At 57.8% G+C, this 25,542-nt stretch carries 31 protein-coding genes; 4 read left to right on the forward strand and 27 right to left on the reverse strand.

Features of this window, described 5'->3' with window-relative positions; translation table 11 throughout:
* Positions 1-181: 181 nt before the first annotated feature.
* The 16 genes from AB8996_RS06930 to AB8996_RS07005 form a co-directional block, all read right to left on the reverse strand.
* Entirely contained in the window at positions 182-709 is a 528-nt protein-coding gene (locus AB8996_RS06930) for a hypothetical protein (protein ID WP_369298248.1), read from the reverse strand.
* A gap of 33 nt (positions 710-742) precedes the next feature.
* A complete protein-coding gene (locus tag AB8996_RS06935; protein WP_369298249.1) occupies positions 743-1,324 on the reverse strand; it encodes a hypothetical protein in 582 nt (193 codons plus the stop codon).
* Positions 1,321-2,382 carry a baseplate J/gp47 family protein gene (locus AB8996_RS06940; RefSeq protein ID WP_369298250.1) on the reverse strand — a complete coding sequence of 354 codons (1,062 nt, stop codon included), beginning with the start codon at positions 2,380-2,382 and terminating at the stop codon, positions 1,321-1,323. The genes AB8996_RS06935 and AB8996_RS06940 overlap by 4 nt, the downstream gene beginning before the upstream one ends.
* 30 nt (positions 2,383-2,412) lie before the next feature.
* On the reverse strand, positions 2,413-2,745 hold the full coding sequence (locus AB8996_RS06945; RefSeq protein ID WP_369298251.1) for a histidine kinase: 333 nt from the start codon (positions 2,743-2,745) through the stop codon (positions 2,413-2,415).
* A gap of 51 nt (positions 2,746-2,796) precedes the next feature.
* Entirely contained in the window at positions 2,797-3,117 is a 321-nt protein-coding gene (locus AB8996_RS06950) for a hypothetical protein (RefSeq protein WP_369298252.1), read from the reverse strand.
* Positions 3,086-4,012: a hypothetical protein gene (locus AB8996_RS06955; protein WP_369298253.1), complete on the reverse strand. Its 927-nt coding sequence runs from the start codon at positions 4,010-4,012 to the stop codon at positions 3,086-3,088. The genes AB8996_RS06950 and AB8996_RS06955 overlap by 32 nt, the downstream gene beginning before the upstream one ends.
* Positions 4,009-4,524, reverse strand: a complete 516-nt coding sequence (locus AB8996_RS06960; protein ID WP_369298254.1) for a DNA circularization N-terminal domain-containing protein — start codon at positions 4,522-4,524, stop codon at positions 4,009-4,011. The genes AB8996_RS06955 and AB8996_RS06960 overlap by 4 nt, the downstream gene beginning before the upstream one ends.
* Positions 4,525-4,632: 108 nt before the next feature.
* Positions 4,633-5,328 carry a hypothetical protein gene (locus tag AB8996_RS06965; protein ID WP_369298255.1) on the reverse strand — a complete coding sequence of 232 codons (696 nt, stop codon included), beginning with the start codon at positions 5,326-5,328 and terminating at the stop codon, positions 4,633-4,635.
* On the reverse strand, positions 5,315-5,662 hold the full coding sequence (locus AB8996_RS06970; protein WP_369298256.1) for a hypothetical protein: 348 nt from the start codon (positions 5,660-5,662) through the stop codon (positions 5,315-5,317). Before AB8996_RS06970 ends, AB8996_RS06965 begins: the two co-directional genes overlap by 14 nt.
* Entirely contained in the window at positions 5,649-6,023 is a 375-nt protein-coding gene (locus AB8996_RS06975; protein ID WP_369298257.1) for a hypothetical protein, read from the reverse strand. Before AB8996_RS06975 ends, AB8996_RS06970 begins: the two co-directional genes overlap by 14 nt.
* Before the next feature lie 260 nt (positions 6,024-6,283).
* A complete protein-coding gene (locus tag AB8996_RS06980; protein WP_369298258.1) occupies positions 6,284-7,294 on the reverse strand; it encodes a phage major capsid protein in 1,011 nt (336 codons plus the stop codon).
* A gap of 86 nt (positions 7,295-7,380) precedes the next feature.
* Positions 7,381-7,728: a hypothetical protein gene (locus AB8996_RS06985; RefSeq protein WP_369298259.1), complete on the reverse strand. Its 348-nt coding sequence runs from the start codon at positions 7,726-7,728 to the stop codon at positions 7,381-7,383.
* Positions 7,729-7,821: 93 nt separating this feature from the next.
* Positions 7,822-8,769, reverse strand: coding sequence for a hypothetical protein (locus AB8996_RS06990; RefSeq protein WP_369298260.1), 948 nt, complete (start codon positions 8,767-8,769; stop codon positions 7,822-7,824).
* Entirely contained in the window at positions 8,766-9,896 is a 1,131-nt protein-coding gene (locus tag AB8996_RS06995) for a serine/threonine protein phosphatase (protein WP_369298261.1), read from the reverse strand. Before AB8996_RS06995 ends, AB8996_RS06990 begins: the two co-directional genes overlap by 4 nt.
* Before the next feature lie 24 nt (positions 9,897-9,920).
* Positions 9,921-11,180: a PBSX family phage terminase large subunit gene (locus AB8996_RS07000; RefSeq protein ID WP_369298262.1), complete on the reverse strand. Its 1,260-nt coding sequence runs from the start codon at positions 11,178-11,180 to the stop codon at positions 9,921-9,923.
* A gap of 85 nt (positions 11,181-11,265) precedes the next feature.
* The gene (locus tag AB8996_RS07005) at positions 11,266-11,571 is read right to left on the reverse strand and encodes a hypothetical protein (protein WP_369298263.1); all 306 of its coding nucleotides are present in this window, start codon (positions 11,569-11,571) and stop codon (positions 11,266-11,268) included.
* Positions 11,572-11,828: 257 nt separating this feature from the next.
* Between AB8996_RS07005 and AB8996_RS07010 the strand changes: the two genes are divergently transcribed.
* From AB8996_RS07010 to AB8996_RS07020, 3 genes are all read left to right on the forward strand, one after another.
* Positions 11,829-12,161: a TM2 domain-containing protein gene (locus AB8996_RS07010; RefSeq protein WP_369298264.1), complete on the forward strand. Its 333-nt coding sequence runs from the start codon at positions 11,829-11,831 to the stop codon at positions 12,159-12,161.
* A 46-nt stretch (positions 12,162-12,207) separates the two neighbouring features.
* The gene (locus AB8996_RS07015; RefSeq protein WP_369298265.1) at positions 12,208-12,933 is read left to right on the forward strand and encodes an NINE protein; all 726 of its coding nucleotides are present in this window, start codon (positions 12,208-12,210) and stop codon (positions 12,931-12,933) included.
* A gap of 240 nt (positions 12,934-13,173) precedes the next feature.
* Positions 13,174-15,510 carry an S-layer homology domain-containing protein gene (locus tag AB8996_RS07020; RefSeq protein ID WP_369298266.1) on the forward strand — a complete coding sequence of 779 codons (2,337 nt, stop codon included), beginning with the start codon at positions 13,174-13,176 and terminating at the stop codon, positions 15,508-15,510.
* 139 nt (positions 15,511-15,649) lie between these two features.
* Here the strand turns inward: AB8996_RS07020 and AB8996_RS07025 are convergent, their stop codons facing one another.
* The 9 genes from AB8996_RS07025 to AB8996_RS07065 all read right to left on the reverse strand — a co-directional run bounded on the left by AB8996_RS07025 (position 15,650) and on the right by AB8996_RS07065 (position 22,399).
* A complete protein-coding gene (locus AB8996_RS07025; protein ID WP_369298267.1) occupies positions 15,650-16,117 on the reverse strand; it encodes a hypothetical protein in 468 nt (155 codons plus the stop codon).
* 122 nt (positions 16,118-16,239) lie between these two features.
* A complete protein-coding gene (locus AB8996_RS07030) occupies positions 16,240-16,728 on the reverse strand; it encodes a SprT-like domain-containing protein (RefSeq protein WP_369298268.1) in 489 nt (162 codons plus the stop codon).
* Between the two features lie 137 nt (positions 16,729-16,865).
* On the reverse strand, positions 16,866-17,306 hold the full coding sequence (locus tag AB8996_RS07035; RefSeq protein WP_369298269.1) for a hypothetical protein: 441 nt from the start codon (positions 17,304-17,306) through the stop codon (positions 16,866-16,868).
* Positions 17,307-17,318: 12 nt separating this feature from the next.
* Positions 17,319-17,756 carry a LytTR family DNA-binding domain-containing protein gene (locus AB8996_RS07040; protein ID WP_369298270.1) on the reverse strand — a complete coding sequence of 146 codons (438 nt, stop codon included), beginning with the start codon at positions 17,754-17,756 and terminating at the stop codon, positions 17,319-17,321.
* A 280-nt stretch (positions 17,757-18,036) separates the two neighbouring features.
* Positions 18,037-18,549 carry a GNAT family N-acetyltransferase gene (locus tag AB8996_RS07045; protein ID WP_369298271.1) on the reverse strand — a complete coding sequence of 171 codons (513 nt, stop codon included), beginning with the start codon at positions 18,547-18,549 and terminating at the stop codon, positions 18,037-18,039.
* A gap of 348 nt (positions 18,550-18,897) precedes the next feature.
* A complete protein-coding gene (locus tag AB8996_RS07050) occupies positions 18,898-19,674 on the reverse strand; it encodes an ABC transporter permease (RefSeq protein WP_369298272.1) in 777 nt (258 codons plus the stop codon).
* 16 nt (positions 19,675-19,690) lie between these two features.
* Positions 19,691-20,494, reverse strand: coding sequence for an ABC transporter permease (locus AB8996_RS07055; protein WP_369298273.1), 804 nt, complete (start codon positions 20,492-20,494; stop codon positions 19,691-19,693).
* Positions 20,495-20,506: 12 nt separating this feature from the next.
* Positions 20,507-21,295 (reverse strand): ATP-binding cassette domain-containing protein, encoded by a 789-nt coding sequence (locus AB8996_RS07060; protein WP_369298274.1) that lies wholly within the window; start codon positions 21,293-21,295, stop codon positions 20,507-20,509.
* A gap of 390 nt (positions 21,296-21,685) precedes the next feature.
* Complete coding sequence (locus tag AB8996_RS07065) at positions 21,686-22,399, reverse strand: hypothetical protein (protein WP_369298275.1); 714 nt, start codon at positions 22,397-22,399, stop codon at positions 21,686-21,688.
* Between the two features lie 106 nt (positions 22,400-22,505).
* Here AB8996_RS07065 and AB8996_RS07070 point away from each other — a divergent pair, with 106 nt between their 5' ends.
* Complete coding sequence (locus AB8996_RS07070) at positions 22,506-22,784, forward strand: helix-turn-helix domain-containing protein (protein WP_369298276.1); 279 nt, start codon at positions 22,506-22,508, stop codon at positions 22,782-22,784.
* An 83-nt stretch (positions 22,785-22,867) separates the two neighbouring features.
* On the opposite strand, the gene bsh is transcribed toward AB8996_RS07070, so the two are convergent.
* Entirely contained in the window at positions 22,868-23,869 is a 1,002-nt protein-coding gene (gene bsh / locus AB8996_RS07075; protein WP_369298277.1) for a choloylglycine hydrolase, read from the reverse strand.
* Positions 23,870-24,015: 146 nt separating this feature from the next.
* On the reverse strand, positions 24,016-25,521 hold the full coding sequence (glpK, locus tag AB8996_RS07080) for a glycerol kinase GlpK (RefSeq protein ID WP_369298278.1): 1,506 nt from the start codon (positions 25,519-25,521) through the stop codon (positions 24,016-24,018).
* Positions 25,522-25,542 lie beyond the last annotated feature (21 nt).

Here is a 25,542-nt window from a genome sequence, read left to right on the forward strand (position 1 = left end):
GCTTTAGAGAAGCCCGGTCTTTCCGTAGGAAAGACATATACTTCTTGCGAAGCAAAAGAAAGGCTGCGCCTTTCTTCCTGGAAAAGGCTTCGGCTGCACCGCAGCCGATTTTCTAAACGAAAACCGCCTTTTCTAACTTACTTATTCAGTATGCTGTGAAATATTTTTCTGTCCATTGATCCTACAGTATCTCATTTTTGCTTCTTTCCGGCAGGAGCAGCACAAGATACCGTTTGCTGGAATCGTTCAGGTGCAGAATGTAATTGCTGTCCTTGGCACAGGTCTTGTTGTACCGCGCCACATTGATCCCTCCGCCGGTGCTTGTGATGGCGATGCCGCCCAGACCAAGGTCTTTTGGGATAGAGCTGTTAGAGTGGTTGAACCACAGGTCCCAATAGATATCCAGCTTTCCGTCGGAGCGGGGCACGACCGGCGGGCAGTCCAGACAAAAGACAAACATCGCCCGCGGCGAAAAATAGATTTTCCTCGATGTACTCGAAGCTCCCGTCCCGGTGTAATACAGATAGGAAAAGGGGCGGTCCAGAAATTCCCTGTCGTCCGCCGTGATGTGCTTCAGGGCGCTTTCCAGATGGTCTCCCAGGGCGGTTTCCAAAATCTCGTTATCCTGCCTGAAATCCAGCCGTTCCGGCCTGTCTGTGGGTTCCCAGAGGGACAGCCCCAGCCGTTCCGATTTTTCCGATGAAGCCATATTCAAATTCCTCCTCTTTCAGATATGCTGCCGTCACAGTGCTTCCAGCTCCTCCTGTGTCAGCCCGTCCAGTTCCTCCCATGTCTTTTGCAGCCCGTCAAATTCTGAAAATGCGGGCAGATAGGCGTCCAGCTTGACCCAGTTCATGTCCTCCGACCATTCCCAGGAAAGGTGGGCGGGAAGAATTTTTTCCAGCTCCCGGCGGGCTTCCGCTTCCGAAACGCCCAGCAGCCTGCCCACCAGCACAGTAAGCCCTTCCGCCGTTTCCGCAAGCTCGCCCTTCACCCCTGCCGCCGGAAGCATATGGGAAAAATCCCCCGGCGCGAATTTTTTCGGGTTCATAGCAAGCCGCGCGCCCAGCCTTTCCCGGCGGTCATAGAGGGCGCCGTTCACAGGGGGAAAGCCGTACAGGTTTTCCCAGCGCGACAGCTCCCCTTCGGACATGGTGGGCGGGAACAGGTCGGAAAGCAAAGCGTCCATGGACGTTTCCAGCCTGTCCAGCCCCTCGCCGCAGGCAAGCAGGTCCCAGCTGCCGGGGTCCTCCTCCAGCTCCATTCGGTAGGCGCCCGTGGCGTTCAAAATTTCCAGCATTCGCTGCGCCGCCGGTTTTCTCATACGCTTTCCTCCAGGGTCACCGTTCCCAGCGTCAGCAGCATATTGGCTGCTCCGTTTACATCCCGCATGGAACTGAAAAATACCAGCTTCACCGCCGGGACGGCGTTCAGCACGGCACGCTCAATTTCTGCCAGATATACGGGGCTGCCCACGGAAAGCCCGGCAAAATAGGCGGCGATGGCGGATTCCGCCAGCTCCTTGCCGTGACCAAAGTCCATGCCGTCGGGAAGCTTCATGCGCAGCCCCACATTGACAGCGCTTTGGGCGGCAGCCTGCACCGATACGGTAACGCCTACCTCCCGCAGGCGGTCGTATTCCGCCTTCAGGCGGCTTATCGTTGCGGTGTCCGGCGCGCCGGCTTCTCCCCAGATGTACACGCCCACGGTGTTCGCGCCGTCCTTTTTGGGAACCACTCCCGCCGAGCCCACGCCCGGGCAGGACAGGGCAATATCCCGGTAATAAGCGGCGTTGGTGCCGTTGGGCAGGTTTTGATAGGCAAGCAGCACCCGGCTGCGGTATTCCCCGTCGCTTTCCTGCTCCCTCCCGCCGCTGAAAGGCGTCTTGTTTGTCACGGTGTTGATCCCCGTCAGGGAGGAAGACAGGGTATTTATCCGCCCGGAAGCAACGTTCCCCGCCGCGCCGCTCTGTACCGCCTGCGCGGGAACGGCTACATTCAGGCTTCCGGCTGACAGGACAGCCTGCTCCAGCGTCTCATATTCCAAAGGCGAGCTGCCGGAGGTGGCGCATACCGTTCCGGCAGGGATCACCAGATCGAAGGACAGCGGCAGGTACCGGGAAAAGGTGATGGTCCCCGTCGCGTGAGCGGCGCCCCGGCGGGCAACGCCCCGCAGCGCGCCGTGGGAATCCAGCTGCTCGCCGGTGGCGGTCTGCGGGAATGCCTGCTGCCGGATCCAGTCCAGCTTTTTTTGCAGGCGGTACACCTCCCCCGCCAGCACCTTCATGCGAAGCCCGGTATCGGAAACGTCCTCGGCATTGCAGCCGCTTTCCTTTTCATAGGCTTCCTTCATGCGGGAAAAAATTTCTTCATAGGTCTCCATGGCGTTCTCCTTTCTTTTGTGCTGTGCCGCTTAAAAATCCACCCAGACAGTGCCATTTCCCAGCGGCGTGGAAACGGTAAAGCCTGCCTGCTCTTCCGAAAGGCTCACCACGCTGTTCGCCTGGACGCCCGGCAGCCCCATCAGCGCTTCATTCGCCAGGCTCAGCGCCTGGTCGGCAGCATGCTCCGCCGTAGTATCCAATGTGGAAAGGCGGCTGCCGATGGTTCGGTCGTAAAGGAAGCTGCCCTGCGGAATGGTGAGCCGCAGGGTGGCGTTTTGCAGCAGCTCCTCCTTTTCGGTGGTGGTTCTGGGCAGCCCTGTCCTGAGCAGCGGATAGGTGCCGTATTGCAGTTTCAGCCCCATAGTTATACACTTCCCTTCTCTTAGCGGTGGACGGTCCTGTAAATTATTTTCCTATTGGGGGGAAAAGACCTGACCGTTTATCACCACGTCGCCGTTGCTTTTCAGCAGTATCTCCGCTCCGCCGGAGGAATACAGGCGCACCTCGCCCTCCTTCAGCTCCGTGTCCGGCAGGGCGGAGACCCCGGCGCAGAAGCCGTTCAGCATGACGGCTTTCCCGCCGGAAGCCGCCATGCTGGAAAAACCGTAGGGGAACAGCAGCTCCGGGGAACGGTACTCGCTTTCCCCCTGCACGGAAAATTCCCCGCCGCTTTGCACCTCGCCGCTGGTCACCTTTGCGCCGTCATTTCTTTCCAGCTGTTGCGTCAGCCACATAATCTTCCTCCTTTCCCCGTTCCAGCACCAGTGTGGTGCGTTCGCCGGCTCTGTCCCGCCTGTACCGGGCGCTTTGCACCGGGCAGTCGGTAAAGGTCCCCGCGCCCGGCACGGTCACGGTGACCAGCGCGTCCCGCAGCCCCCACACAGCGCCCTGACAGGTGACGGTCAGCAAAAAGCTTTCCCGCTTTCCCTTGGCAAGGATACTGCGGGGGTCCCTGCCGGATTCCATGCTGACGTACCTTCTGCGGCAAACGCCCGGTCTGCTGCCCTGGTACAGGGTGTCGTACCCGCCCAGGCTGTTCTGTTTCCACACCTGCGTGATGTACTTGCAGGGCTTTTGGTGAAGCTCTGCGGAAAGCACATGGGAAAGCCGCAGCTTTTTTGGCTCGGCGCTTTCGCAGTGGACCGCTCCGGCTTCGTCCACATAGGGCGTTGTGCCCAGAAAATCGCGGCAGAACCCCGCCAGCGCCGTCCAGCAGCTGTCGCCCTTGCCGATGGTCAGTTTTCCCGGCTTCCGCCCACGGTCCCCCCTGCCCAGGGTCAGCCCCACAGGGGTCAAAAGCTTTTTCTCCAACGTGGGAAGCGCCGGGGAGAGGACCGTTTCCGGCGCCGCTTCGTTGTCCAGCAGCAGCGCTTCCATGCTGCGGCAGATCAGCTCCACCTGCAGGCCGGAAGCGGACAGGGTGGTATTCTGCTCGTCCACAATGCCGCGAAAGAAAGTGCTTCCCCTCTCGATGATCCGCACCTCCGCAAGCTCCTGCCAGCGGCTGTCTGCGGGAAATTTTACCCGCAGCAGGTCGGCGGGCGCGTCCCTGTCAAAGGAAAGGCTCAGCTCCAAAGGGTCGCCCAGCTCCAAAGCCTTTCCTGCCAGATCATATCCCAGAAATGTCACGGCACGATCACCCGCTCTCCCGCTTTCAGGCAGCCGATATCCGGCAGATCGGGATTCGCCGCTGTCAGCGTATCCATGCTCCTGTTCCAGCGGTGGGCATAGTCCCACAGGCTTTCGCCCTCTTTTGCCGTGTACGCGCCCCTGCCGTCATATTCGGTCTCCGACTGGGTCTCCACAAAGGTAAAGCTGTACTTCAGGAGATTTTTCCCGGCGGCGCCGATCAGCTTCAGGCTGTCGAAGATCGCCAGAAACGGCTTCTGCCCCGGAAGGCGCAGGCTGCCCGCCCCACCCTGCAGGTACAGGTCGTGCAGGGCGTTCCACTGCGTCCAGCAGTTGTCGCCGACAAAATAGCCCTCCCCGGTGACCCTGCGCTTCTGCCGCCCCAGATCCTCCGCTTTTGTGCCCGCGTAGGGCAGCACAGTTTCCTTTAGCGTCCTTTCATCGCTGACGGTCAGGGACGTGGGGTTGTTCCGCCAGAGAAAGCTCCGAAAGCTCATGCCCATCAGATTCATGCTTTCCCCCCCTTTACAGTTTTCCCGGATAGCGCCGGCTGTCCCGCTCGATTTCCAGGGACAGCTCCTCCGCCCGTTCTACACTTTCCATGATCCATTCCTCCTTTTCTACGCGGCGCCCTCTTTGACGGCGGAAACGAACACCGCCCGGCGCAGCACATCGGAAATCTGCTTCCAGCGGCAGCCCTGATAGACGGATTTTTCCTCCCCCGTACCCAGCTCCGCGGTGAAGCTTGCCAGCTTATCCAGCCCGGCGGTGTCGATGCCCTCCAGCTCCACGGTGTATTCCATCTCCTCGTTCAGGCTGGCAAATGGCTCTGTCTCCCCAATGGAAACCAAATTTTTCGCGCTTCTGCTCACCGTGGTCTTGCTGCCGGATATCTGGTACTCCCTGCCGCCCAGCAGCACCTTGCAGGAACCATCGCCCGGGCTGCCCGCCGCGCCCTGGGTGAGAAAGGAAAGGGAACAGTTCACCGCCAGCAGCCCGGTTATCTTGTCCCGTTCCGCCGCGCCGCGGGAAATGGCGGAAAAGCCCGAATATTTTTCCCCTGCCAGCTTGCACATGGCGGCAAAAATGCTTTCCGCCGTCTCCAAGCCCTGCTTTTCCGGGAGATAGATGCGGAACCGCAGCCGGGTCTCCTCCGATGCGGGCTTTACCGTTTCGCTGTCCACCTCTCCCGTGACCACCGGGCATGAAAGCGCTCTGCTGCCCGGCTTTTCCCGGTGCGCCCGGTAAAAATCCGCTTCGGGAATTTTTTCCTGAAACAGGGCTAAAATTTTTTCCAGCCATTCACTGCTCCTCATCATCGTCCCTCCTTTCCAAAATCATTTTTGTGCATATCTCTTCTCCTCCCAGCAGGAGGGGGCGGCTTTCCAGAACGCGGTAGCTGCGCTTCCCCTGCGTGAGAATACCGCCGCTTCCCTGCTCCGGGGGCAGGTCGCCCAAAAAGCGGTACAGAGGGCGGGAAAGCGTTCCCAATTCATGGCGGACGCCGCCCCATTCCCCTGCCGTGCGCTTCATCGCCGTAATGACCCCCCTGCCGGAAAGGACTTTCCCGGCTTCCGTTTCCAGCGTAACGGGTCCTGTTCGGCGGAACAGGCGGCAGAAAAATCTTCTCGTCTGCTCAAGCTCTCCCAAAATAGAACCCTCCCTCGCCCAGCGCCGGGAACACAGCGCTCCTTTTTTCCTCCAGCAGGAGCTTTGCCTTTTTCGACCGTTCCCCGGCGCTGACGGTAACGCCGTCGGCAGAGATGCTTTCCGGCGCGGTAGCCTCGTCCGCCAGGGTCAGGTGGTAAAAGGCTTCCGCCGCCGCCCAGCTTTCCAGCGCCCCCAAACAGGGCGCGGGGTCGGCGCCGGGGCAGGCGTCCAGCGCCCCCTGGATTTTCGCCGCGCTTTCCTCGCAGAGCTGCGCGCACAGGGCGGCGCGTTCCGTATCTTCTTTACTCTCGCCGCTGTAGCGGTAGAATTTTTCCGATACCTTTTCCAAATTCAGCGTCATTTGATCCTCCTCCTTTTTGAAGCAAGGGCGGAAACGTTTCCGTTTCCGCCCCCACGAGCAGGGCGAAAAGCTTTTCGCCCCGCTCAAGCACGTTGAGCTTCCCTCAACATGCTGTGATTGGAAAATGAAAGGGGACTACTGATCGTCCCCTCTCGTAACTCTCCCTCCTTCCGAAGAGGAAGCTTTCCAACCTTCTTGATACTCTCTAAGGCGGAAACGTTTCCGCCCCCACGTTTCTTTTTCAGAGCATAAAGATCCTATCAGGCGGACACGGTGTAGGAAATGCCCTGCGCGGCGCCCTGATAGATACGGGCAAAGCCGGTGATGACGCTGATGGCTGCCCGCTCCAGCTGGCGGTCGATGAGCTTGTCGTACTCGGTGCTCACGTCACCTGCCTGCACCATTTCCAGGGCGCAGTTCTTATCCAGCCCGATGATCTTCCCAGCTTCCATGCCGGGAATGTGGATCAGGTTCGCGCCAAGCGGCGTGCAGAGCTTGCCGGTGCCCTGGAAATTCATGCCCGCCTGGGCGTCCTTAAATTCGGAGATCTGCAGCAGCTTTTCCATTGCCTCCGTACCGGCGATCACGGTGTTCAGGCTGTAGGGGGAAAGCCTGCCCCACATGGCGATAAAATCGCTGTAGCCGGGCGTTCCGGCGGTAAAGGTGATGCCGGGCTTGGCGCCGTCCCCGTTGATCAGTGTGTCCACCGCGTCGCGCATTTGGGAGGTGGCGATGTAGGCGCCAATCTGACGCAGCGCCACGGTAAACAGGTCCAGCTTCTGGAAGCGCAGGGCTTCATAGGAGCTGACCAGCATTCTGCCGTGCTTGCGCAGCTTCACCAGCCCGTCTCCCACGCGAATGGTGGTCTGGGGCAGCTGCGCGCCCTCTACCACGGGCTTCAGCTCCTTGTACTCCCCGTCCTCCTCGGCTGTAATGGTGCGGTAGTCCATGCCGTCGATCTTTGTGACGGTCGCCACCAGGTCGGTGACTTTATTGGCGCTTTCCATGCCGCTGCTTACCGCCCGGGAGACGTATTCCGGGAACAGCGCCGCGCTGGAGGTGGTGCTGAAGAATTTCTCCACCGTGTCGGAGCCCGTTCCGCTAACGCGGATGCCGAAGCGCTTCAGCTGGCGCTGGTAAGCGTCCAGACCTTCCAGCGCGGTTCCCTTGTAGTTTTCGGAGCTGTCCAGCTCCTCCAATACCTGTGTGAAGCTTTTTCCGGGCACGCCGTACATGCCCTTTTCCAAGACGATCTTTTCAAAATCTGCCATGCTTTTTCCTCCTTTTACTTCTCATTCCTGTTTCTGTTGCGCCCAAAGGCGGAGCATGAGCCTGCCGGGAGCCGAATTTGTCCCGCTTACAGGATCACGCCGCAGACGCCGTCCGCTACGTCGACGACAAGACCGGGTCTGCCGGCGGCGGCAGACTTCAGCTTGCCGGAGGCGTCCGTCACCAGGTGCTGGTAGCCCACGGTCAGGGCGGCGTCGCAGGGCAGCTTCATGTAGCCGCCGATCTGCACGGCGGCGAAGTCCCCGCGCACGGCTGTCACCATGCCCGCAGGCAGCTCGCCCGCCTTGCTGCTGGCGCTTACCTTGCCGTTCCCGCTCATGACCGCCGGAGCGTTCACCTGGACGGCAGTGGCGCCGCTGGTGACTGCCTCAAAGGTAGCCACCTGCTCTCCGATCCCCAAAAACGATACTTTCATAACTGTTCTCCTTTCTCCTTGCTGTATTTGGAACACCGCCCACTCATCGGGCAGCGCGGATTCACGCTGCCCGGCTCGGGACGGGGTCTCCCGTTAGATGCGGTACGCGCCGTTTGCTTCCTCCCGGCTTTTTTTCACTTCCGGGGCGAGCTGGGGGCGCAGGGGCATGACCTTCTGCGCCATGGCAGCATAGGCTGCCCCCAGCTGGGAAAGCTGGGAAAGCGACAAACTCTCCACCGCCGCTTTCATCACATCTCCCGGCACCTCCGGCTGCAGCAGCCCGCTGTATTTCAAAATATCCGCCTGCAAAGCTTCCCGATAGCTTTGCCCCCACTGTGCCTGCTCCTCCAACTCCTCCAATTTGGCGCTGAGCAGATGGGCTTCCTCGGCGGACAGGGAGACCTGCTCCCCTGCGCTGCTTTTCAGCTTTTCCAGACCGGGCTCCGAAGCCTCCTTCCAGCCCTTGCGCACGCCAGCCTCCCGCTGGGCGGGAACCGCCACAAAGGAGCATTCATAGGCGTCGGCAGGCTCTTCCAGAATGCGGCTGCACAGCTTTCCGCCGTACTCTCTCCCCTTTTGATGGGAGCAGCTTTCCTTTCCACAAATGCCGCAGACGGATCTCTTCACGGCGCAGCTGATGCTGACCTCTTTCAAAATGCCGCTTTCGATCAGCTCGATCGTCTCCCGGTTCTTTTCCGTCTTGGGCAGGTAGGCTCTGGCGGTCAGCCGCTGGTAGGGCTCTCCCGCCCGGGTGACGCGCCCCTCCTCCGTTTCCAGCGCCGTATCGAAAATCCTGGCAGTCTGGTTGGCGCTTTTGCGCTCGTGGTCCAGAATGCAGGTCTTGCCCAAAAACAGCTCCCGAAGCTTTTCCAGCGCCGCCGGGGAAAAGCGCTCAAAATCCCTGTCTATCTCGTTGTCGCAGAGGATCAGGGAAAAGGCGTACACCTCTTCGGGCTTGTATTCCCGGCGGGTGTAGCGGTTGATCAGCTCCATTTCCCGCGCCTGCGGGTCCCCGCTCTTTATCACGTATCCCTCTTTCATGGCTTTCGCTCCTTTCCGTTTTTCTCCAAGCTCTGCTCCAGCTGTCTTGCTCTGGCAGTAAGGTACCGGGCGTTGGCGTGATCCACCTCGTCCTGCATGGTTATCTCGTCCCACTGGATACCGCACTCCGCCGGATAACCTGCCAGCGTTAGCCATGTGCAGCAGATTTTTCGGATCACCGGGGTCAGCAGGCGGCGATAGGCGTCCAGCTCGCTGGTCAGCACGTCTGCCTGCTGGCTGGACATTCTCTCCGTAGAGGACCAGGAAAGCCCCAGCAAAAACGGGGGCAGCCCCAGCTTTGCCACGATCTGTTCCAGCATCTGGCGGACGGGCACATCGCTGTCCAGAATCTGATTGTCCGCGCCGATCGCCTTGATGGACACGTCCCCCACCGCCACAAAATCGCTGACCTCCCGGCTGCGCATGGCTTTCTTCCATTCCTCCGCCATCTTTCTGGCCCTGTCAGCCGCCGGGAAGCCGCCGGCGCTGTCGGGCTTGCAGGTCACGGCGAAGCGCACATTGCCCAGCCTGTCCCAGTTCACGCCCAGCGTGTGGTAGATTTTCAGCAAGATCTCACTGACAAAGGGGAGCCCCCGCAGCAGCGAGGTGCCCCACGGGCTGCCCGCCGGAGGGTTCAGCGCCGACACCAGCAGCAGCTGGGGATAGGGGCATTCCCGCTTGCCGCCCGGCTCCGCCACGGAGACCCTGACCCCCAGCGGTCCGTCCTCCTCCAGCTCCAGATCGTCCAGGGAAGCGTTGTACAGCGCCCGTATCTGCCCGCCGGACACCACCATTTCCCCTACGGCGTTGCCGAAAGTCAGCAGCTCCTCCAGATAGATGCCGATAAAATCGTCCAGCCCCTGCCCCACGGCGTTTACCTGCACTGTTTTCAAAAAATCCCGCAAGCCCCTTTCCGCTCCGTTGTCCTCGCAGGACACGGCGCATTCTCCGATCAACCGGCGCAGCTTATAGATAGCGGCGTCGATGATGGGCACATTTTCCCGCAGGCTGCGGTAAAGCTCCCGCTCGCCCCGCCCTGCGGGGAGGGTACGGGGCAGCGCCCAGCCCTGGGCGCCGCTCTGCACGCTGACCGCCGCCAATTTCTCCTCCCGTTTTCGGAACCCCATGTAGAACCACCTTCCTTTTTTGAATCAGTCTTCTTCCCCGCGGGCAACGGCGCAGAATGCCGAAGCGCCCGCCCCATCTGCTTCCAGCAGCGTGGACACGAAATACCGAATGTCGTCCATGGCGTGGTCGTTTTCCTTGACCGGCGCGTCCCGTGCCAGGTCGTCCTTCCAGCGGTACAGGGAAAATTCCCGCGCCGTGTCCACGCAGTTTTTGCAGATACGGATTTTCCCGCTTTTCAGCGCGCTGCTCACCTGACGGATACCGTCCAGCACGTCGTTTTTCGCGGGAACAGGCTGGAACCTGCCCCGCTGACCCATCAGGGTCAGGAAGCTGGCGGCGCTGGGGTCTACCACCACCCGGCGCACAGGTCTATCCCCACAGAGCTGCAGGAGCGCCTGATAATGCTCCTCGTCCGTGCGCTGCTCCCCGGTCAGCCGGGAAGCGTAGTAGTATTCGTCTACCCGGTACCAGCAGCCGCCCTGCAAGCCCCATAAGCCAAAGGACGTGGGGTTCACGGTGCCGTAATCGCAGGACACCGCCCAGTCCTCCCATGCTCCCGGCGGCGGCTCGCACAGCAGGCTTTCCGCAAAGGGGTACACGAGCCCCTGCGCCGCCACCCATTTCCCCTCGATGAACCTCTGGTAAAAAACGCCGGAAAACATTTTGCGGTAGCGCTGCTTTGTTTCCGGGGAAAGGGAAGGGTTATCCTCCATGGTAAAGTGCAGGTACAGGGCGTTCCTCTCCTGCCGCTTTTCGATCCATTCCCGGTAGAACCAGTGCCCCGGGTGCTCGGGGTTGCAATTGAACCAGAATTTTGCCCCGGTGACGGAGCAGCGCGCCAGAGCCTGCTCCACAAAGGAGTGGGGCATCAGCGCCACCTCGTCGAACAGCACGCCCGCCAGCGTCATGCCCTGGATCAGCGCGGCGGAAGCCTCGTCCTTGCCTCCAAAGAGATAAAAGGTGTTTTTCCTCCCCCTTTGAGACAGGGTGATTTTGTTCTGGCTCACCCTGTCTTGCACGGTAAAGCCCAGCTCCCGCAGGACGGGCAGCAGCTCCGTCACCATGTTCCGGCGAATGCTGCGCACGGTTTTCCCGCAAAGGGCGAAGGAACGGTGGGAAAACCGGGAAAATGCCCAGCATATAAAGGAGATGCCCATGCACAGCGTTTTCCCGCTGCGCACCGCGCCGTCGCAGATCAGCGCTTCCCGGTCGTGGTAGGGGCTCTGCTTCCCCCACCAGCACAGCGCTTTCATCTGCTTCGGCGAAAAAGGCGCAAGCGTCATAAATTCACCTCCTTTCTCTGCCAAGCAGAAACATTTGCGCTCCAAGTCCCCTGCGTTTGGAAAAAGACCACCATAAAGGAGAGTCTCAATTTTCCGTTTCCCGCAGCACCCTTGCGCCGTTTTCCAGCGCCTGATAAAATCCGCAGCCGGTGGTATCCCCCTCCAGCTCCTGCATACATTGGAGAGCCTGGATCCGATCGAAGAACTTGATCTCCATGCCGCCGCCCTTCAGGCGCTTGATCTCCGATATGCTGAACAGGTCCATATTCTTCAAGGCGCGGGGCGCAACCTCCTCGCAGAACAGCAGCCGGATCGCGTCGCTAATGTCTCCGAAGGCAATGCGTCGGTAGCCTTCCTGCGCGGTTTCCCGCGCCGGGTCCTGTCTGTCCATACAAGCTCGTCTCCTTTCTATCCCCACCGCCGAAAAAGGAAAAAGTTGCCCTCAAAAGGACAACTTTATTACAGAAAACGAAAAAAATCTTTCTGATGATTACATTTCTCTTACTTTGCACGTTCCCGTATTGATTTCCACAAAACGATAGTGTATGATGGGTGACAGAAAGACAGAAGAACGGAAAAACGCGGCAATTTGCTTCGCTTTTCCATGGCAGACCAGGCAATTATTCTAGTAAAGGAAAGATGGTGTCTATGTCAGACTATCGCAATTACAACAACGGCAACAACCAACCGCCCATGTACAATCCGCCCCAATACCAGCCTCAGGCAGGTATGGAGCCCCCTCCCGGCTATCCCCAGAGGAGCCGTATCGCGGCAGGCATTCTGGCGATCCTGCTGGGCACCTACGGAATCCACAGCTTTTACCTTGGGAACACCTCCCGGGGGCTGATGCAGCTGCTGATTTCCCTGCTGACCTGCGGCGTGGGCGCTATCGTCATCGCGATCTGGGGCATTCTGGACGGCATCAAGCTGCTGGACGGACGCATCAATGTGGACGCAAACGGCGTGTTCTTGAAGGATTGAGTTTCCGCAGCCGGCATTCCCTATTTTTGTAAAAGGAGAAATTTCCATGACTGATTTTGAAAACAAAGACCTGCAGCCCGAAACGACTGTTCCGAAAACGGCCGAAGCGGCAGAGCCCGCGCAGACCGCGGAAGAAGTCACACAGCCTGCCGCGGCGGAAGCCCCTGTGGCAGAGCCTGCTCAGGAAGTGCCTGTTCAGGCGGCAAGCCCTGCCCCTGAAACGGTTCCCACACGCCCCACGCCCCAGCTGACGCTGGAGCCGGACCCGGTGGTGCCGGAGATCCTCACGCCGGAGGAAGCAAATATTCCCGGCTCCGCGGCGGAACCTTTCCATATGCCCGACCCGCCCCGCGCGCCGGAGCCTCCCAAGGCTGAGCCTGCCTATCAGCAGACGCCGCCCAACTATACGGCGCAGCAGCCCCAGTACAGCACGCCGCCCCAGTACAATCCCCAGACCCAGTACGGCGCTCCCAGTTACGGGCAGCCCCAGACCTATTATAATGTCCCCCCTGCCGGATATAATCAAAAAAGCCGGCTGGCTGCCGGTCTGCTGGCGTTCTTAGTCGGCGTTTTCGGCGTACACAATTTCTATCTGGGCTTTAACAGCCGCGCGGTAGTTCAGCTGATCGTGTCCACCCTGGGCGGAATTTTCACCTGCGGCGTGGCGACTGCCGGCGTCGCCATCTGGTCGCTGATCGAGGGCATTCTGATCCTTTCCGCAAACTCTCCCTCCCGTATGTACGACGGCAACGGCGTGATCCTGAAGGACTGAGCCATTTCCCTATGAAGCAAAGCCCCCCGGAAACCGGGGAGCTTTTTCTTATCAGGTTTTTGCCCTGCCGCAATCATCGCTTCCTTTTCCGGCGGTTGGGACCGCGGCAGGATCTCAAATCCAAATTTCAGTTTACATAATTTTAGATTTTTCTTCAAAAACATTTTGTTGGTGACAGGCGGGAATTTTTCTGGTACAATGCTGATAAGCCCTGATTCTATGCTTTACGGGAGGTAACCCATGAAGATGAAGCTGCGACAGAAATTTTTTGCCATCACACTGCTGCTGTGCTTCCTTGCGGCTGTGCCCAACACTGCGTTCGGAGCGATGGCGACCCCAAATACGGCGGGAAAAAGCGAGGTCTACACTGAGGCGACAAGACCCAACGCCGACACCTCCGGGGACGGGAGCCGGGAAAACCCCTATAACCGTTTTGAGGACGCCGTTGCCAACGTGGCGGACGGCGGTACCATATACATTCTCGGTTCCGGCGCTTTTATCAATATCCGCGAGGAGGCAGGCGTCAGCCCCTATGTCATCGACAAAAACGTGACTGTACGCCCCGCGGGGAACGAGCAGGCAGAGCTGACGGTCCGTGCCGCCGGTCTTGTGATGGGCGGCGATGTGACTTTTGAAAATGTCACGCTGGGATTTGTCAATAAGTATCACAGCGGCATTTTTGCCAACGGTCACAGCCTTACGTTGAAAAACACCGCGCGGGAAAGCGGCTGCCGGCTTGTCCATGTGTTCGCGGGGGGACTAAAACACCCAAGCGGCAGCTGGCTGGGCGCTGTGCCTGCCAGCGGCGGCTCCATCACCATATCCGGGGAAAAGACCCACCTTGGAAACATTTACGCCGGGGGTCTGAACGTGGGGCAGGACGGCGACGCCGCGATCAGTATTGCTGGTTCAAAAAACATTGCCATCGGCAACGTATATGCCTGCGGCGCCGAGGAACCCAACTTGGATCTGGACAATATGTTTGATGTGACAGAACCGCCCGATCCCCGGTACGACCCCACTTTCTCCGTCAACGGAAAGGTAGCGGTCCGGCTTGACGACGCTTTTGTGCGTGAAGTTGTTGGTCTTGGGGCGGCTCAGGGAACTTCCGTCCAATTTTCCTCAGAATTTCCCAATACGAATCTTTCCCTGCTCGGGATCAGGAGCCTCGCGGTAAAATCCAGCACACTGAAGCCATCGGCGCTTACAAGCGAAAACGGCTCCGGCTTTCTTGAAATCGCCGTCGATGAGGGCGCGGTGCTGAACGTTGCCGGCAATGAGGAGCCCATCGTCACGGAAAAATTTTCCGGCGGCGGCACTCTCGTGCTCGGAAGCAGCGAAAAGCTTACGGTGGCAAGGGAACTGACGGGGACCACTGCCTTTGAGACCTCCGGCGGCTATAACGGTCACTCTGGTCTGGCACAAACCGGGCATATCTATATTGACGGTCCTGAAACCAGTGCCGGAAGCTTTACCTTTGCCCCCTCCCCCTCTCAGGCAGGCTGCGTCATTGCAGGCGAACTTTCCGGCGGCAGGAAGCTCTGGAGCATACATGCCGGAGAAACCCCTGTGCCATATCTCACCAGGCTGGAATGCCTTTCGCCGGAAAAAAGCGCCCACCGCGGCGATCTGAACAGCGGAGTTTCCTTTGATATGATCGTGCAGAGCGATCCGGCAGGATTCCCCACTTTCTATTACGAGCTGGAGCTGAACGGGAAATCACAGGAGCTTAAGCCGGATTGGGACACCGCCTCCGCTGAATCTGAGGAGCTCAATCTCCGGGTGTTTATGACCCCGAAACTGGGCAGTGACGACGGCTATGACCTTTGTATCGAATCCATCGACCTGTCCGGCGGGATCGCCCCCGGGCTTTACGAAGTCACGGTTTCCGCGCCTTCAAAGGACGGTACGCTTTCTGCCGCCGCGCGGCTGACCGTGCTCTCCGATCCAGGCTCTGGGGAAAGCGGCTCCGGCAGTGGCAATACCGGCGGAACAGGCGGCGGTTCGACCGGGGACCCGCCTTTGGAGCAGCCCGATGTTCCCACTCCCCCTGACGATACGGAAATACCGCCTGCGTCCCAGCTGTTTACCGATGTGAAGGCTGGAAGCTGGTACGAAGCCCCTGTGAGCTTTGCGGTCCACCGCGGCCTCTTTTTGGGGGTGGGCAACAATAAATTTGATCCGTTTGGAAAAACCAGCCGGGCAATGGTGATCACCGTAATTGCCAGAATGGCTGGGCAGACCGTCAGTGGGTACGATCAGGCTGTCAAATGGGCTGTGAGCGCCGGCGTTTCGGACGGAAGCAATATTCACGATCACATTACGCGGGAACAGCTGGCGACCATGCTGTACCGTTATGCAGGCTCACCCGGCTTGAATGACGGTCGCACTGCCGATCTGACGCCCTTTGCCGATCACGGGCAGGTCTCCCCCTGGGCAAAATCAGCGATGGAATGGGCTGTTTCCACAGGCATTATTCAGGGCAGCGACACGATGCGCCTGATGCCTCACGCCACTGCCACCCGCGCCGAGACTGCCGCGGTCATGGAGCGGTTCGTCACTCTCAGAGAACAATAATTGCACAGCCAAAAGCATAGAAACACTGAAAGAGCACCTTCGGCGCAATACGCCGGAGGTGCTCTTTCCAGACGCCGTTTCAAAAAGCGGAAAACAGGATTTCCCCGCTTTCCGCTTTTCTTTCGGTTCACAATTTTCTTTACGCGTGGTTCACCAGCTTCACAAAATCCTCGGCGGTCATAACGGAACGGTAGATCACAGAGGAACCCCCCGCTTCCACATCGGGCAGGATAAAATCCACAAAGTCGCCGTTTACGTCCACAATGGCGGTGATCGTCAAGCCCACGCCCTCTTTTACGGTGACATTTTGAATCACGCCGTCCCCGTCCAACTTGTAGTCCAGCGCCTTCCCGGTGATTTTGAGCTGGTAGTCCGGGTAATAGGCAAACATGGAAAAATCCTTCTCCAAAGGCTCCGCGTCGGTCAGCACACCGATAAAGGTGTCGATCCGCTCCCGCTTTTCGGCAGTGCTGGAATTGAGATGGATCAGCTTCAGGTTCTGCCCATAACCCCGGGAGAGGTCCAGCTGGAGGGAATCAGGGTTCCGGCAGCCTGCCAAACAGCAGAGCAGGCACCCCGCAAGCAATAGAAAGCTCCACTTTTTCACAAGAATGACCTTTTCCTTTCCGCAAGAAACGGAGAAGCCCTGCTCTCCAGAACCCAAAAGCAAGCCTGTCCGCTTTTCGTTTCGTTTTTCTTATTGTAGCCAAATTTCCCGAAAAAGTCAACTTACTGCAGCCGCTTCAGCTTTCCCCCGCACCGGCAGCGGTAGTTCCACGGGGCTTTTACCACCTTGGACATCCGGCTGCGATAAAGCACTGCCCCGCAGGACTGGCACTGGAGCACATATTTGACCGGGTCGTTCCGCAGGCGGGTGCTGTCTTCCTCCGCCGGGACAAGGCGCTGAATGGAGAAGCCAAAGGCATCATTGACCGCCCGGGCGTAAGCTTTCCAGCGGTCGCCGTGGTTCCGGCAGCCGGGGCAGGTGTGAAGCAGCTCATGGGCAAGGGTCTGGCGCAGCCGCTCAGGAGAATCTACCAGCGTTTCGGAAACCTCTACCTGATACACGCCGTTTTGATAATAGCAGCAGCCCAGCCGCCGCTTTGCCCGGCAGTTCACACGCACACCGGGCAGCAGCTTTGGGGACACGGGGATTCCCATATCGCGGAGCGCCGCCGCCAGCTCCGCAAGCTCCCTGTTCAGCTCCTCCTGTGTCATTCCCTCTCCCTCTCCAAAAGCGCCGATAACCAAATCACAGCGCCGGAAATTTTCAAGGATTCCCCTGCCAATGGCAGGGGAATCCTTGAATTTACTTTTATTTTAGTATAGCGAAAAAGCAGGAGTTTGGCAAGCGCTTATTTTTCCCGGTCCTTTCGGTACTGCCCCAAAAGCCCATCGTACTTTTTGCCCATCACCCAGAAGCAGAACTCAAACCCGGCGCAGATCAGCGCAAAGCTCACGAGGAAGCTCACAAAGAACAGCACCCAGGCGCCGGGATTTCCCATCGGCACCCAGCCACACCATACCGCAAAAGCTGTAACCAGTGCCAGCATTGGGAAAGCAAAGAGCAAAAGACGCAGGGAATAGCGCATCTTCTTGATGACCCAGCCGGAGAAGAAGACAAACTGCAACAGCGTCCCCCCCACTGACAACAGGAAAATCTGGAACAAAACTGCAATTTCCACAGTCTTCTCTCCCACGATCCAGCTGATGGTGAGAAAGATGAGCATGGCAGCGGTAAAGCACAGGCTGAGCCAGGACTTGAATTCCACAACAAAATGAAAAAATTTTTTCATACAGTTCTCTCCTTATAAGCCTAATTTCTGTTTGACATACGGCACATACTGTCTGGAAATGACAAGCTGCTCGCCGTTTACCATGGTGGCAAACATTCTGCCCCCAAAATCCGGGCGCAGGGAACGAATGCCGTTGAAATTGATAATAGAGGATTTGGACGCACGGAAGAAATCGCTGGTCGCCAGCCGTTCCTCCAGCTCGTAAAGCCGCAGGGGCGTTTCATAGACCTCGTCCGCGGTGTACAGAAAGGTCTTCTTATCCGCCGTGTCGATGTAGAGTATGTCCGCCGCTTCCAGCAGAAAGGTCTGTCCCTCCCTGATGCCGGTGAGCTTGCGGTCAAAAACCTGCAGCAGGCTGATAAGCTTCACCAGCTCCGGGTCTGTTTTCCGGCAGCGAATGAGTATTTCTGTTTCCGCGTACTGTTCTCCCTCTTCAATGGAAATCCGCATGGGGTTTCCTCCTTCCTGTGATCACGCTTTCAGTATACCCGGGAAATTTTCGCTCTGCAACCGATTTTTCCCCACCTGCTGAAATCCAGGCGCAAGTTGCAAAAAACACCTGCGGTGAGCGCGTCCCAGCGGGACGTTGGTGCGAACCGACCGAGCCGACAGGCAAGAATGAGCAATCGTGAAGCTGCTTCGTGCAAAGAAAAAAGCCCAGCGACCCGACCACAGTTTTTTGCCCTTTCTAACATCTAACGACTAATATCTATTCGCCGAGCCATTTTTCTCATTTCCGATCCACAACATAGCGGAAGTGGGGCATGTCCACGCCCCGGTAGTGCTTTGTCCAGCTGTCCCGCTTTTCCATGCCGTTTCGCAGCGCCACATTCTGGGAGGCGGTGTTGGTGTCCCGAATGATGGAGCACACCTCCCCGGCGTGCAGCGTTTCAAAGGCATATTCCTTGCAGCCCACCGCGGCTTCGGTGGCATAGCCTTTGTGCCAGCAGTCCCGCCGGAACAGGTAGCCGATCTCCAGCACTTCCCCGTCTTTCCAAGGCTGCATGGTCAAGCCGCACTGCCCGATCAGCTCCTCCGTCTCTTTCAGAATGACCGCCCACAGCCCGAAGCCGTACTTTTTGTACCGGGCAAGCTGCCTGTCCAGCCAGTCCTGCACCTCAGCGTCCGTAAACGCGCCCTCGTAGGCGTACATGGTCTGCTCGTCCTGCAATATCCTGCAGAGGGCGGAAAAATCTGACTGCTCCAATTCCCGCAAATACAGCCGTTCCGTTTCCAATATCATAGGTTTCCTCTCTTTCTTTCCGTCTGACAACTCATGATTTTTCAGGCAGGCAGTTTCTTTCCCAAAGTAAAGTGATTTCGCGTATTCAGGTTTGTACGTTTCCGTCAGTGCTGCCATACGCAATTATTTTCTTTCTTGCGAGGGGGGGACTCCGTCCCCCCCTCACATTCCCCCTGAAAAAAGCACAGACCTGCGACCCTATCAAGGGGTTTGCAAAGGGGGCTTTGCCCCCTTTGCAACGAAGAAAAGATTTTCGCACACGGAAGCATCGGCAAAGGGGAAAAAAGCAACCTGTGCGAAAGCAGATATTTGGGGGAAAATCAAAACATAAAACGAAAATATATATGATTACGACCCGGTGGACTTATACCGCCGCAGCCCCAGCCGCCACAGCAGATAGCAGGGCACAAGGAACCACGCCGCGCACAGCGGCAGGAAAATAAGCAACGGATTATTTTCCCGCCCCAGCACATAGAGCAGCGGGTAATACTGGGTCAGGGCATAGGGCACGATGTAAGTGGTAAATTGCAGCACCCGCTTTCCGTATACGCTCCACGGGTACTTGCCGTGCTCCTTTCCCCCGTCGGTGAACACGTTGATGACTTCCAGCCCCTGGGTGGTAAAAAAGGAAAGCGCCGCCCCCGCGATAAAAATGCCGGAAAACAGCAGCGCTCCGCCCAGCACCATGAAAACCACCGTCAGCGCTTTTGGAAAATCCCACTCCACGCCGCAGGTGGAAACGGCATAGGGCAGCAAAACCGCCACCTGGAGCAGCCTGCCCAGCCGGGTAAATTCAAACCTGCTGGCAAGCACCTGGAACACCGTGTTCCGTGGGCGCACCAGAATGCGGTCAAACTCTCCGTTTGCCAACAGCGTGTCCAGCCGGTCAAAGCCACGGGCGAAAAACTCCGCCAGATAAAACTGCAGCAGAACGATGGTATAGCTCAGCAGCACCTGGCTGTAGGTAAAGCCCTCAATGGCGTGGAACCGCTGAAAAAGGAAAAATATCCCCAGAAACATATTGATGGTCACGAAAGCCTGTCCAAACAGCGCCAGGAAAAAGGAGGTCTTGTACTGCATGGCGCTTTTTAGGTGAATGGCAAAATATTTTCGATAAAGCTTCATATTCATTCCCTCCCTTTCAGCCGCCCAAAAGGACGGTGCGCTTCATAGCGGAGCGTTCCATCAGTTTTCCCACCGCTATCATCGCCGTGACCCAGAACACCTGTATCAGCATGGTGGATAGGATCTCCCTGCCGGCGATATCCCCGGCGTAGATCCGCAGCGGCGCGTTCATCATGGAGGCAAAGGGCAAAAGCTCCGCGATCTGGCGAATGCCGTCGGGCAGGAAAGGAATGGGAATGACTGCGCCCTCCAGCAGCTCCACCAGCGAAGCGGAGATCGCCCGCGTCCCCTCCACGGAAACGGTAAAAAAGGCGCTGAAATAGACGATCATGCAGAAAGCCACCCCCACAAGCGCGCCCAGCACCAGGGAAAGCAGGGATAACAGCAGCTGCACCACCCCGGCAGGCGGAGCAATGCCATAGGGCGCGGGCAGCAGGGACGCCACGATCAGCACCGGGAAGCACCGCAGGAGCGCCTGGGAGAACCGCCGCGCCGCCGTGCGGGAGAACCACATGGAATAAATGCTTGCCGGGCGGCAAAGCTCATAGGCTACCGCGCCGCTGCGAACGGATTCAAAAATCTCGTTTTCAAAGCCCCAGGGCTGGAACAGCGCCAGAAACGCCTGTTGGAGCCAGATGTAGGTCGCCGTCGCCTGAAAGGTCATGGGGAACGCTTCCGGCTGGCTGCGGTAAAACGCCTGATAGGCGAGGATCAGCAGCCCGCCCCAGACAAACTGGGTCACAAGCCCGGAAAGCGCGGCAACGCGGTATTGCAGCCCCGTGATAAACCTGAGGCGGAAAAAAGCCAAATATTTTTTCACGTTTCCGCCCTCCTAAATTTTCAGTTCCTGGTACATTTCAGCCAGAGCCTCGTCAATGCTTTCCCCGCCCCGCCGGATATCGTCCAGCGTGCCGTCCAGCAGGATTTTCCCCTTGCCGATCAAAATCACCCGGCTCGCCAGCGCTTCAATGTCCTGCATATCGTGGGTGGTGAGAATAACGGTGGTCTTTTCCTCCCGGTTCAGCTCCTTGATAAACTCCCGCACCGCCAGCTTGGACACGGCGTCCAGACCGATGGTGGGCTCGTCCAAAAACAGCACCCTTGGGCTGTGCAGCAGGGACGCGGCGATCTCGCACCGCATTCGCTGCCCCAGAGAAAGCTGGCGGGTGGGGGTACGGAGCAGCTGGGACAGCTCCAAAAGCTCTGTCAGGCGGGAAAGGTTTTTCCGATAGAGGTCGTCGGGAATGGAATAAATCTCCTTCAAAAGCTCGAAAGAGTCGATAACGGGCACGTCCCACCAAAGCTGGGAGCGCTGCCCGAACACCACGCCGATGTGCTTGACGTGCTCCGCCCGCTCCTTCCACGGGACCCTGCCGTCAATGCGGCACTCGCCGCCGTCCGGGGTCAGTATTCCGCTTAGAACCTTAATGGTGCTGCTTTTCCCGGCGCCGTTCGGTCCGATATAGCCCACCATCTCCCCCTCTCCGATGGAAAAGCTCACATCGGACAGGGCTTCGATCTCCTCGTACTCCCGGTGGAACAGCGCCTTGACCGCCTGAGAAAATCCGGCGTTCCGTCTTGCCACGCGGAAGGTCTTTCGCAAATGGGACACCTCGATCATAAAATCCGCTCCTTTCTCGTTCTACACATTTGTTCCGCGGTGGCAGTGACATCACCGCGGGTATCCGGCAGCGGTAACGGCGCCGCCGTTTTTCCAACAGGATTTGCCCCGGAGGGAAGTACCCCCGGGGTGTCTTGCGGAATTATGTGCGCTTTTTTGCCCGAAATCAACCCGTTTCACGGTGACGGGAGGATAGAGCCTGTCAAAAAGCGGAGTTTTATTATACGGTACGGCACGGGAAATGTCAACAAAAAATCCTGCGGGGATCTATACCCCATTACTTTTTATGTTTTTTCCCGGATATTCCCCAAAATCCTGCGGTAGTCTTCAAGGACGGCAAAGCTCACTGGTGGCATAGCAAAACAAATTGTTTTTCAATGCAGCTTCTCCTTATCCCAGTTCCATTGCCTGTTGGTACAGCTCGGAAAAATTGCCCGTCTCTATTGTGAATAAATAGGTATTATTGAGAGCGGAGTATTTGAGATAGAAGGAAACGCTGCCCTCCCCCTGCAGGGCGCTTAAAATATTCTCCCGATAGGTGGGATCATTGTCGATCCAAAGCCTGTCACCGCCCTCATACATTGTCCCCGTCATGAAATAATCTGTTCCAGCCTGCGTCCGCATGGTAATATCGTAATAATCATCAAGGAATAGAGCTTTTTTCACCAAACGACTAGTTCTGGGATATTCAATAAGCTGTATTGCAATATCTTCGGTATCTACCATTAGCGCCGCGGCTAATTCTTCGTTGGTCGCGGCATTATTTGAAAAAGTACCAAAACCCAGGGCGGCGATATACCATTCATCAGTCGGCTCGTTGAAGTTGTCATTGTAATAGAAAAGTTCCCAATTGCCGGGCGTGGACGTAGGTTCAGGAGTTGGTATGGGTTCAGGAGTTGGTATGGGTTCAGGAGTCGGGGTCGGAGTTGGGGTTGGAGTTGGAGTTGGAGTTGGGATTGGCGTCGGCGCCTGGGTTGGGGTTGGGGTGACCGTTTCCACCGGCACAGCTGATACAACAGGATTTTCCGCCCCGGGTTTTCCGCAGGCGCAAAGCGAGACCAGCAGGATAAGTACGGCAAGGAAAAGCACAGCAATTTTTTTCATATCCATTCCTTCTTCCTATTGTCCTGTTACAGGACAATATTTTCGTAATCTTAGTTTACTCTATTCATTGTCCTATGTCAAGACAAAAAGAATAGAGGTGCTTTTTATGGCGAGAATCATTGATGGACAGGAAATGAATATGATTGGAAGCAGGGTACGGGAGCTGCGGATCAAAAAGGGGCTGAGCCAGCAGGCTCTTTCCGATAAGCTGGAAACGCTGGCGGTTTACGTTTGCCGTGGGTCGATTTCCAGAATTGAGGACAAGCAGCGGACTGTGACGGACATCGAGCTTTACGGGCTGGCGAAAATTTTGGAAGTCCCTCTGGAAAGCCTTTTTGAAAAATCAAGTGATCCCAAAAGCTGTCAGGATCAAGATTGCCAGTAAAACTGGTGGTCTGTACTTCTCCTTTCTCAGCTCGGGTGTTGTGTACTATCACGCTTTGTGACAAAATCGGCAGCGAAGAAAGGTTACCCTGCATTCCGTTTGCAGGGCTGGCGCTCCTGAAAAATCTGCTGGGCGGTGCGGAGCGGGTATTCGATCAGGGCGGCGCTGTCAAGGTTTTCCCGGTGCAGTTCCACAGAGGTGATCTGCTGATTGGTGTAGGTGGTGTAATAATAAATTCCGCGGTCCACATCGGTACAGCAGCTGTAGGTGGTGATTTCAAACCTGCCGTCGGGGACGATCACCGCGCCGCGCACCATGGAGACGGAAGCCAGCAGGTGGAAAAACTGCGCCAAACCGCTTTCGTCATCTGGTTTTATCGTGGAATTGAGCAGCAGATAGGAAGCCTTTACGAACCGGGAGGCGGAAGAAAAATCTCCCGGCAGACCGATGCTGCCCATTCCCAGGCTGAAGGGCTTTAAGCTTGCCCTGGTGTGGAAGCAGTTGTCCGGCTGTCTGGGCGTCAAATTCATATACTGGCAGACATTTTGCACGTGGAAATCAAAGGGCGGATTGTTGGTGAGAATGCCCATGGGGTTTTCGTACAGGTGCATTCCCGTGGAGGTGGCTTCCAGCACCAGAGACCCGGTTTTGTCCGCTATGTGCCAGTGCAGGGGCGACAGCGGCACCTTCTCGCTGAAGGGAATGGATACCAGGCTGGTGGTTTCCAGCAGCTTTCTCGCTTCCGCTAAATTCGCGCACCTGCCCAGCAGCCACGGGGTCAGCTCGAAGGGGGAAATATTTGCTTTACTGCTGTCCAACACGGTAGAGTAGTACGCGTTGCCGGGAAAATTCAGCCCGGCAATGCACAGCCCCTTTTCGTTGACCGCTTCCGCGTAAAGCGGATAGCCGGAGATCACCGTCGCCATACCGATCATGGCGTAATGGGTCTTCATCTCCCCCGCCCTGCGGAACTGAAAGGGGTAATTCCTGGGCGTGACCACCACCCGCGCGCCGAACTCGTACTCGATATCCATGTTCCGTCCAAAGTAAAAATGATCTGTTTTCATAGCAATGCTGGTACACATAGGGCAGCCTCCGTTTTTCAGTTTCATTCTGGTTTTATTATACCCACTGAAAAAGGGAGGTATGCCGAAAAAAGCCCTTTCCCTGCAAAAGCCCCGCACTCTCCGGGAAGAAAGCGCAGGGCTCTATTTTATTGGAAATTGCAGCTCTAACGCTGTTCCGCCGCCCAGCCCATGCTGCGGCGAACGGATTCCTGCCAGCGGGCAAGGTCGGCTGCCCGGCGCTCCTCCGGGTAGTCCGGGGTAAAGCGGACGTCCTCCCTCCAGATGGAGGAAAGCTCCTCCTGGCTGTCCCACACGCCCACGGTCAAACCTGCCAGCATGGCAGAGCCAAGGGCGGTGGTTTCCAGGCACTGGGGGCGGCGCACCCTGGCGTTCAGGATATCCGCCTGGTACTGCATGAGGAACCGGCTGCGGGAAGCGCCGCCGTCCACACGCAGCTCGGACATACACACATGGGATTCCCGCTCCATGGTCTTCACCAGGTCGTAGCTTTCCAGCGCGATGCTTTCCAGCACAGCCCGGCAGAGATGGGCGCGCTTTGTCCCTCTTGTCACGCCCAGCAGCGCCCCTCTGGCGTACATATCCCAGTACGGCGCGCCCAGGCCGGTAAACGCGGGCACAAAGGAACAGCCGCCGCTGTCCTCCACAGATTCCGCCAGCTGGTCGGCTTCCTGCGGAGTTTTAATAAGCTCCAGCTCGTCTCTCAGCCACTGGATCGCCGAGCCGGCGTTAAAGGCGCTGCCCTCCAGCGCGTAGGTGGTTTTGCCGTTTAATTTCCACGCGATGGTGGTGAGCAGACCGTTTTCGGACCTGACCGGCTTATCGCCCGTGTTCATCAGCACAAAGCAGCCTGTACCGTATGTATTTTTTGCCATACCCTTTTCAAAGCAGCACTGCCCGAACAGCGCTGCCTGCTGGTCCCCCGCCATGCCGGCAATGGGAATCTCCTCCCCCAGCACGGAATCCTTGCACACGCCTACGATCTCTCCCGATTCCGCCACCCTGGGCAGGGCGCTGCGGGGAATGCCCAGCTCCCGGAGCATGGTCTCGTCCCACTGCTGCCTGTGGATATCGAACAGCATGGTGCGGGAAGCGTTGGAAACGTCGGTGACGTAAGAATCTCCGTCAGTCAGGGAATAGACGAGCCAGGTGTCGATAGTGCCGAACCGCAGGCGCCCCTTGTCTGCCAGTTCCCTCGCGGCGGGAACGTTTTCCATGATCCATTTCATTTTCGTGCCGGAAAAGTAAGGGTCAATAATGAGCCCAGTGGTGTCCTTAATATACTGCTCCATGCCGGCGGATTTCAGCCTCTCGCATTCCGGCGCGGTACGCCTGCACTGCCAGACGATGGCGTTGCACACGGGAATGCCGGAAACGGAATCCCACGCCACGGTGGTTTCCCGCTGGTTCGTAATGCTGATGGCGGCAATGTCCGATGCCCGAATGCCCGCCTGCTCTACCGCCTGGCGCATGGCAAACAGGGTGGTCTGCAAAATCTCCACCGCGTTATGCTCCACATAGCCCGGCTGGGGATAAAACTGCCGGAACTCCCGCTGCCCCATGCCGGCAATGCCGCCAAAGGAATCGAACAGCACCGCCCGGGAGCTGGTAGTCCCCTGGTCGATGGACAAAATGTATTTTCCGATCATCATAGTGGTCCCCTCTTCCTTTCC

Source organism: uncultured Neglectibacter sp. (assembly GCA_937958185.1).
In the GTDB taxonomy this organism is placed as follows: Bacteria; Bacillota; Clostridia; order Oscillospirales; family Acutalibacteraceae; genus Acutalibacter.

Excerpts from the sequence above, each read along its gene's own strand:
- AB8996_RS07070 (WP_369298276.1), top strand. The coding sequence starts at position 22,506 with ATGGCGAGAATCATTGATGGACAGGAAATGAATATGATTGGAAGCAGG.
- AB8996_RS07045 (WP_369298271.1), bottom strand. The coding sequence starts at position 18,549 with ATGATATTGGAAACGGAACGGCTGTATTTGCGGGAATTGGAGCAGTCA.
- AB8996_RS06990 (WP_369298260.1), bottom strand. The coding sequence starts at position 8,769 with ATGAAAGAGGGATACGTGATAAAGAGCGGGGACCCGCAGGCGCGGGAA.
- AB8996_RS06930 (WP_369298248.1), bottom strand. The coding sequence starts at position 709 with ATGGCTTCATCGGAAAAATCGGAACGGCTGGGGCTGTCCCTCTGGGAA.
- AB8996_RS06945 (WP_369298251.1), bottom strand. The coding sequence starts at position 2,745 with ATGGGGCTGAAACTGCAATACGGCACCTATCCGCTGCTCAGGACAGGG.
- AB8996_RS06960 (WP_369298254.1), bottom strand. The coding sequence starts at position 4,524 with ATGAATCTGATGGGCATGAGCTTTCGGAGCTTTCTCTGGCGGAACAAC.
- AB8996_RS07030 (WP_369298268.1), bottom strand. The coding sequence starts at position 16,728 with ATGACACAGGAGGAGCTGAACAGGGAGCTTGCGGAGCTGGCGGCGGCG.
- AB8996_RS07050 (WP_369298272.1), bottom strand. The coding sequence starts at position 19,674 with ATGAAGCTTTATCGAAAATATTTTGCCATTCACCTAAAAAGCGCCATG.
- AB8996_RS07020 (WP_369298266.1), top strand. The coding sequence starts at position 13,174 with ATGAAGATGAAGCTGCGACAGAAATTTTTTGCCATCACACTGCTGCTG.
- AB8996_RS07060 (WP_369298274.1), bottom strand. The coding sequence starts at position 21,295 with ATGATCGAGGTGTCCCATTTGCGAAAGACCTTCCGCGTGGCAAGACGG.
- AB8996_RS07005 (WP_369298263.1), bottom strand. The coding sequence starts at position 11,571 with ATGGACAGACAGGACCCGGCGCGGGAAACCGCGCAGGAAGGCTACCGA.
- AB8996_RS06935 (WP_369298249.1), bottom strand. The coding sequence starts at position 1,324 with ATGAGAAAACCGGCGGCGCAGCGAATGCTGGAAATTTTGAACGCCACG.
- AB8996_RS06940 (WP_369298250.1), bottom strand. The coding sequence starts at position 2,382 with ATGGAGACCTATGAAGAAATTTTTTCCCGCATGAAGGAAGCCTATGAA.
- AB8996_RS06950 (WP_369298252.1), bottom strand. The coding sequence starts at position 3,117 with ATGTGGCTGACGCAACAGCTGGAAAGAAATGACGGCGCAAAGGTGACC.
- AB8996_RS06975 (WP_369298257.1), bottom strand. The coding sequence starts at position 6,023 with ATGACGCTGAATTTGGAAAAGGTATCGGAAAAATTCTACCGCTACAGC.
- bsh (WP_369298277.1), bottom strand. The coding sequence starts at position 23,869 with ATGTGTACCAGCATTGCTATGAAAACAGATCATTTTTACTTTGGACGG.
- AB8996_RS06965 (WP_369298255.1), bottom strand. The coding sequence starts at position 5,328 with ATGAGGAGCAGTGAATGGCTGGAAAAAATTTTAGCCCTGTTTCAGGAA.
- AB8996_RS07000 (WP_369298262.1), bottom strand. The coding sequence starts at position 11,180 with ATGACGCTTGCGCCTTTTTCGCCGAAGCAGATGAAAGCGCTGTGCTGG.
- AB8996_RS07015 (WP_369298265.1), top strand. The coding sequence starts at position 12,208 with ATGACTGATTTTGAAAACAAAGACCTGCAGCCCGAAACGACTGTTCCG.
- AB8996_RS07010 (WP_369298264.1), top strand. The coding sequence starts at position 11,829 with ATGTCAGACTATCGCAATTACAACAACGGCAACAACCAACCGCCCATG.
- AB8996_RS07040 (WP_369298270.1), bottom strand. The coding sequence starts at position 17,756 with ATGCGGATTTCCATTGAAGAGGGAGAACAGTACGCGGAAACAGAAATA.
- AB8996_RS07065 (WP_369298275.1), bottom strand. The coding sequence starts at position 22,399 with ATGAAAAAAATTGCTGTGCTTTTCCTTGCCGTACTTATCCTGCTGGTC.
- glpK (WP_369298278.1), bottom strand. The coding sequence starts at position 25,521 with ATGATGATCGGAAAATACATTTTGTCCATCGACCAGGGGACTACCAGC.
- AB8996_RS06985 (WP_369298259.1), bottom strand. The coding sequence starts at position 7,728 with ATGAAAGTATCGTTTTTGGGGATCGGAGAGCAGGTGGCTACCTTTGAG.
- AB8996_RS06980 (WP_369298258.1), bottom strand. The coding sequence starts at position 7,294 with ATGGCAGATTTTGAAAAGATCGTCTTGGAAAAGGGCATGTACGGCGTG.
- AB8996_RS07035 (WP_369298269.1), bottom strand. The coding sequence starts at position 17,306 with ATGAAAAAATTTTTTCATTTTGTTGTGGAATTCAAGTCCTGGCTCAGC.
- AB8996_RS06995 (WP_369298261.1), bottom strand. The coding sequence starts at position 9,896 with ATGGGGTTCCGAAAACGGGAGGAGAAATTGGCGGCGGTCAGCGTGCAG.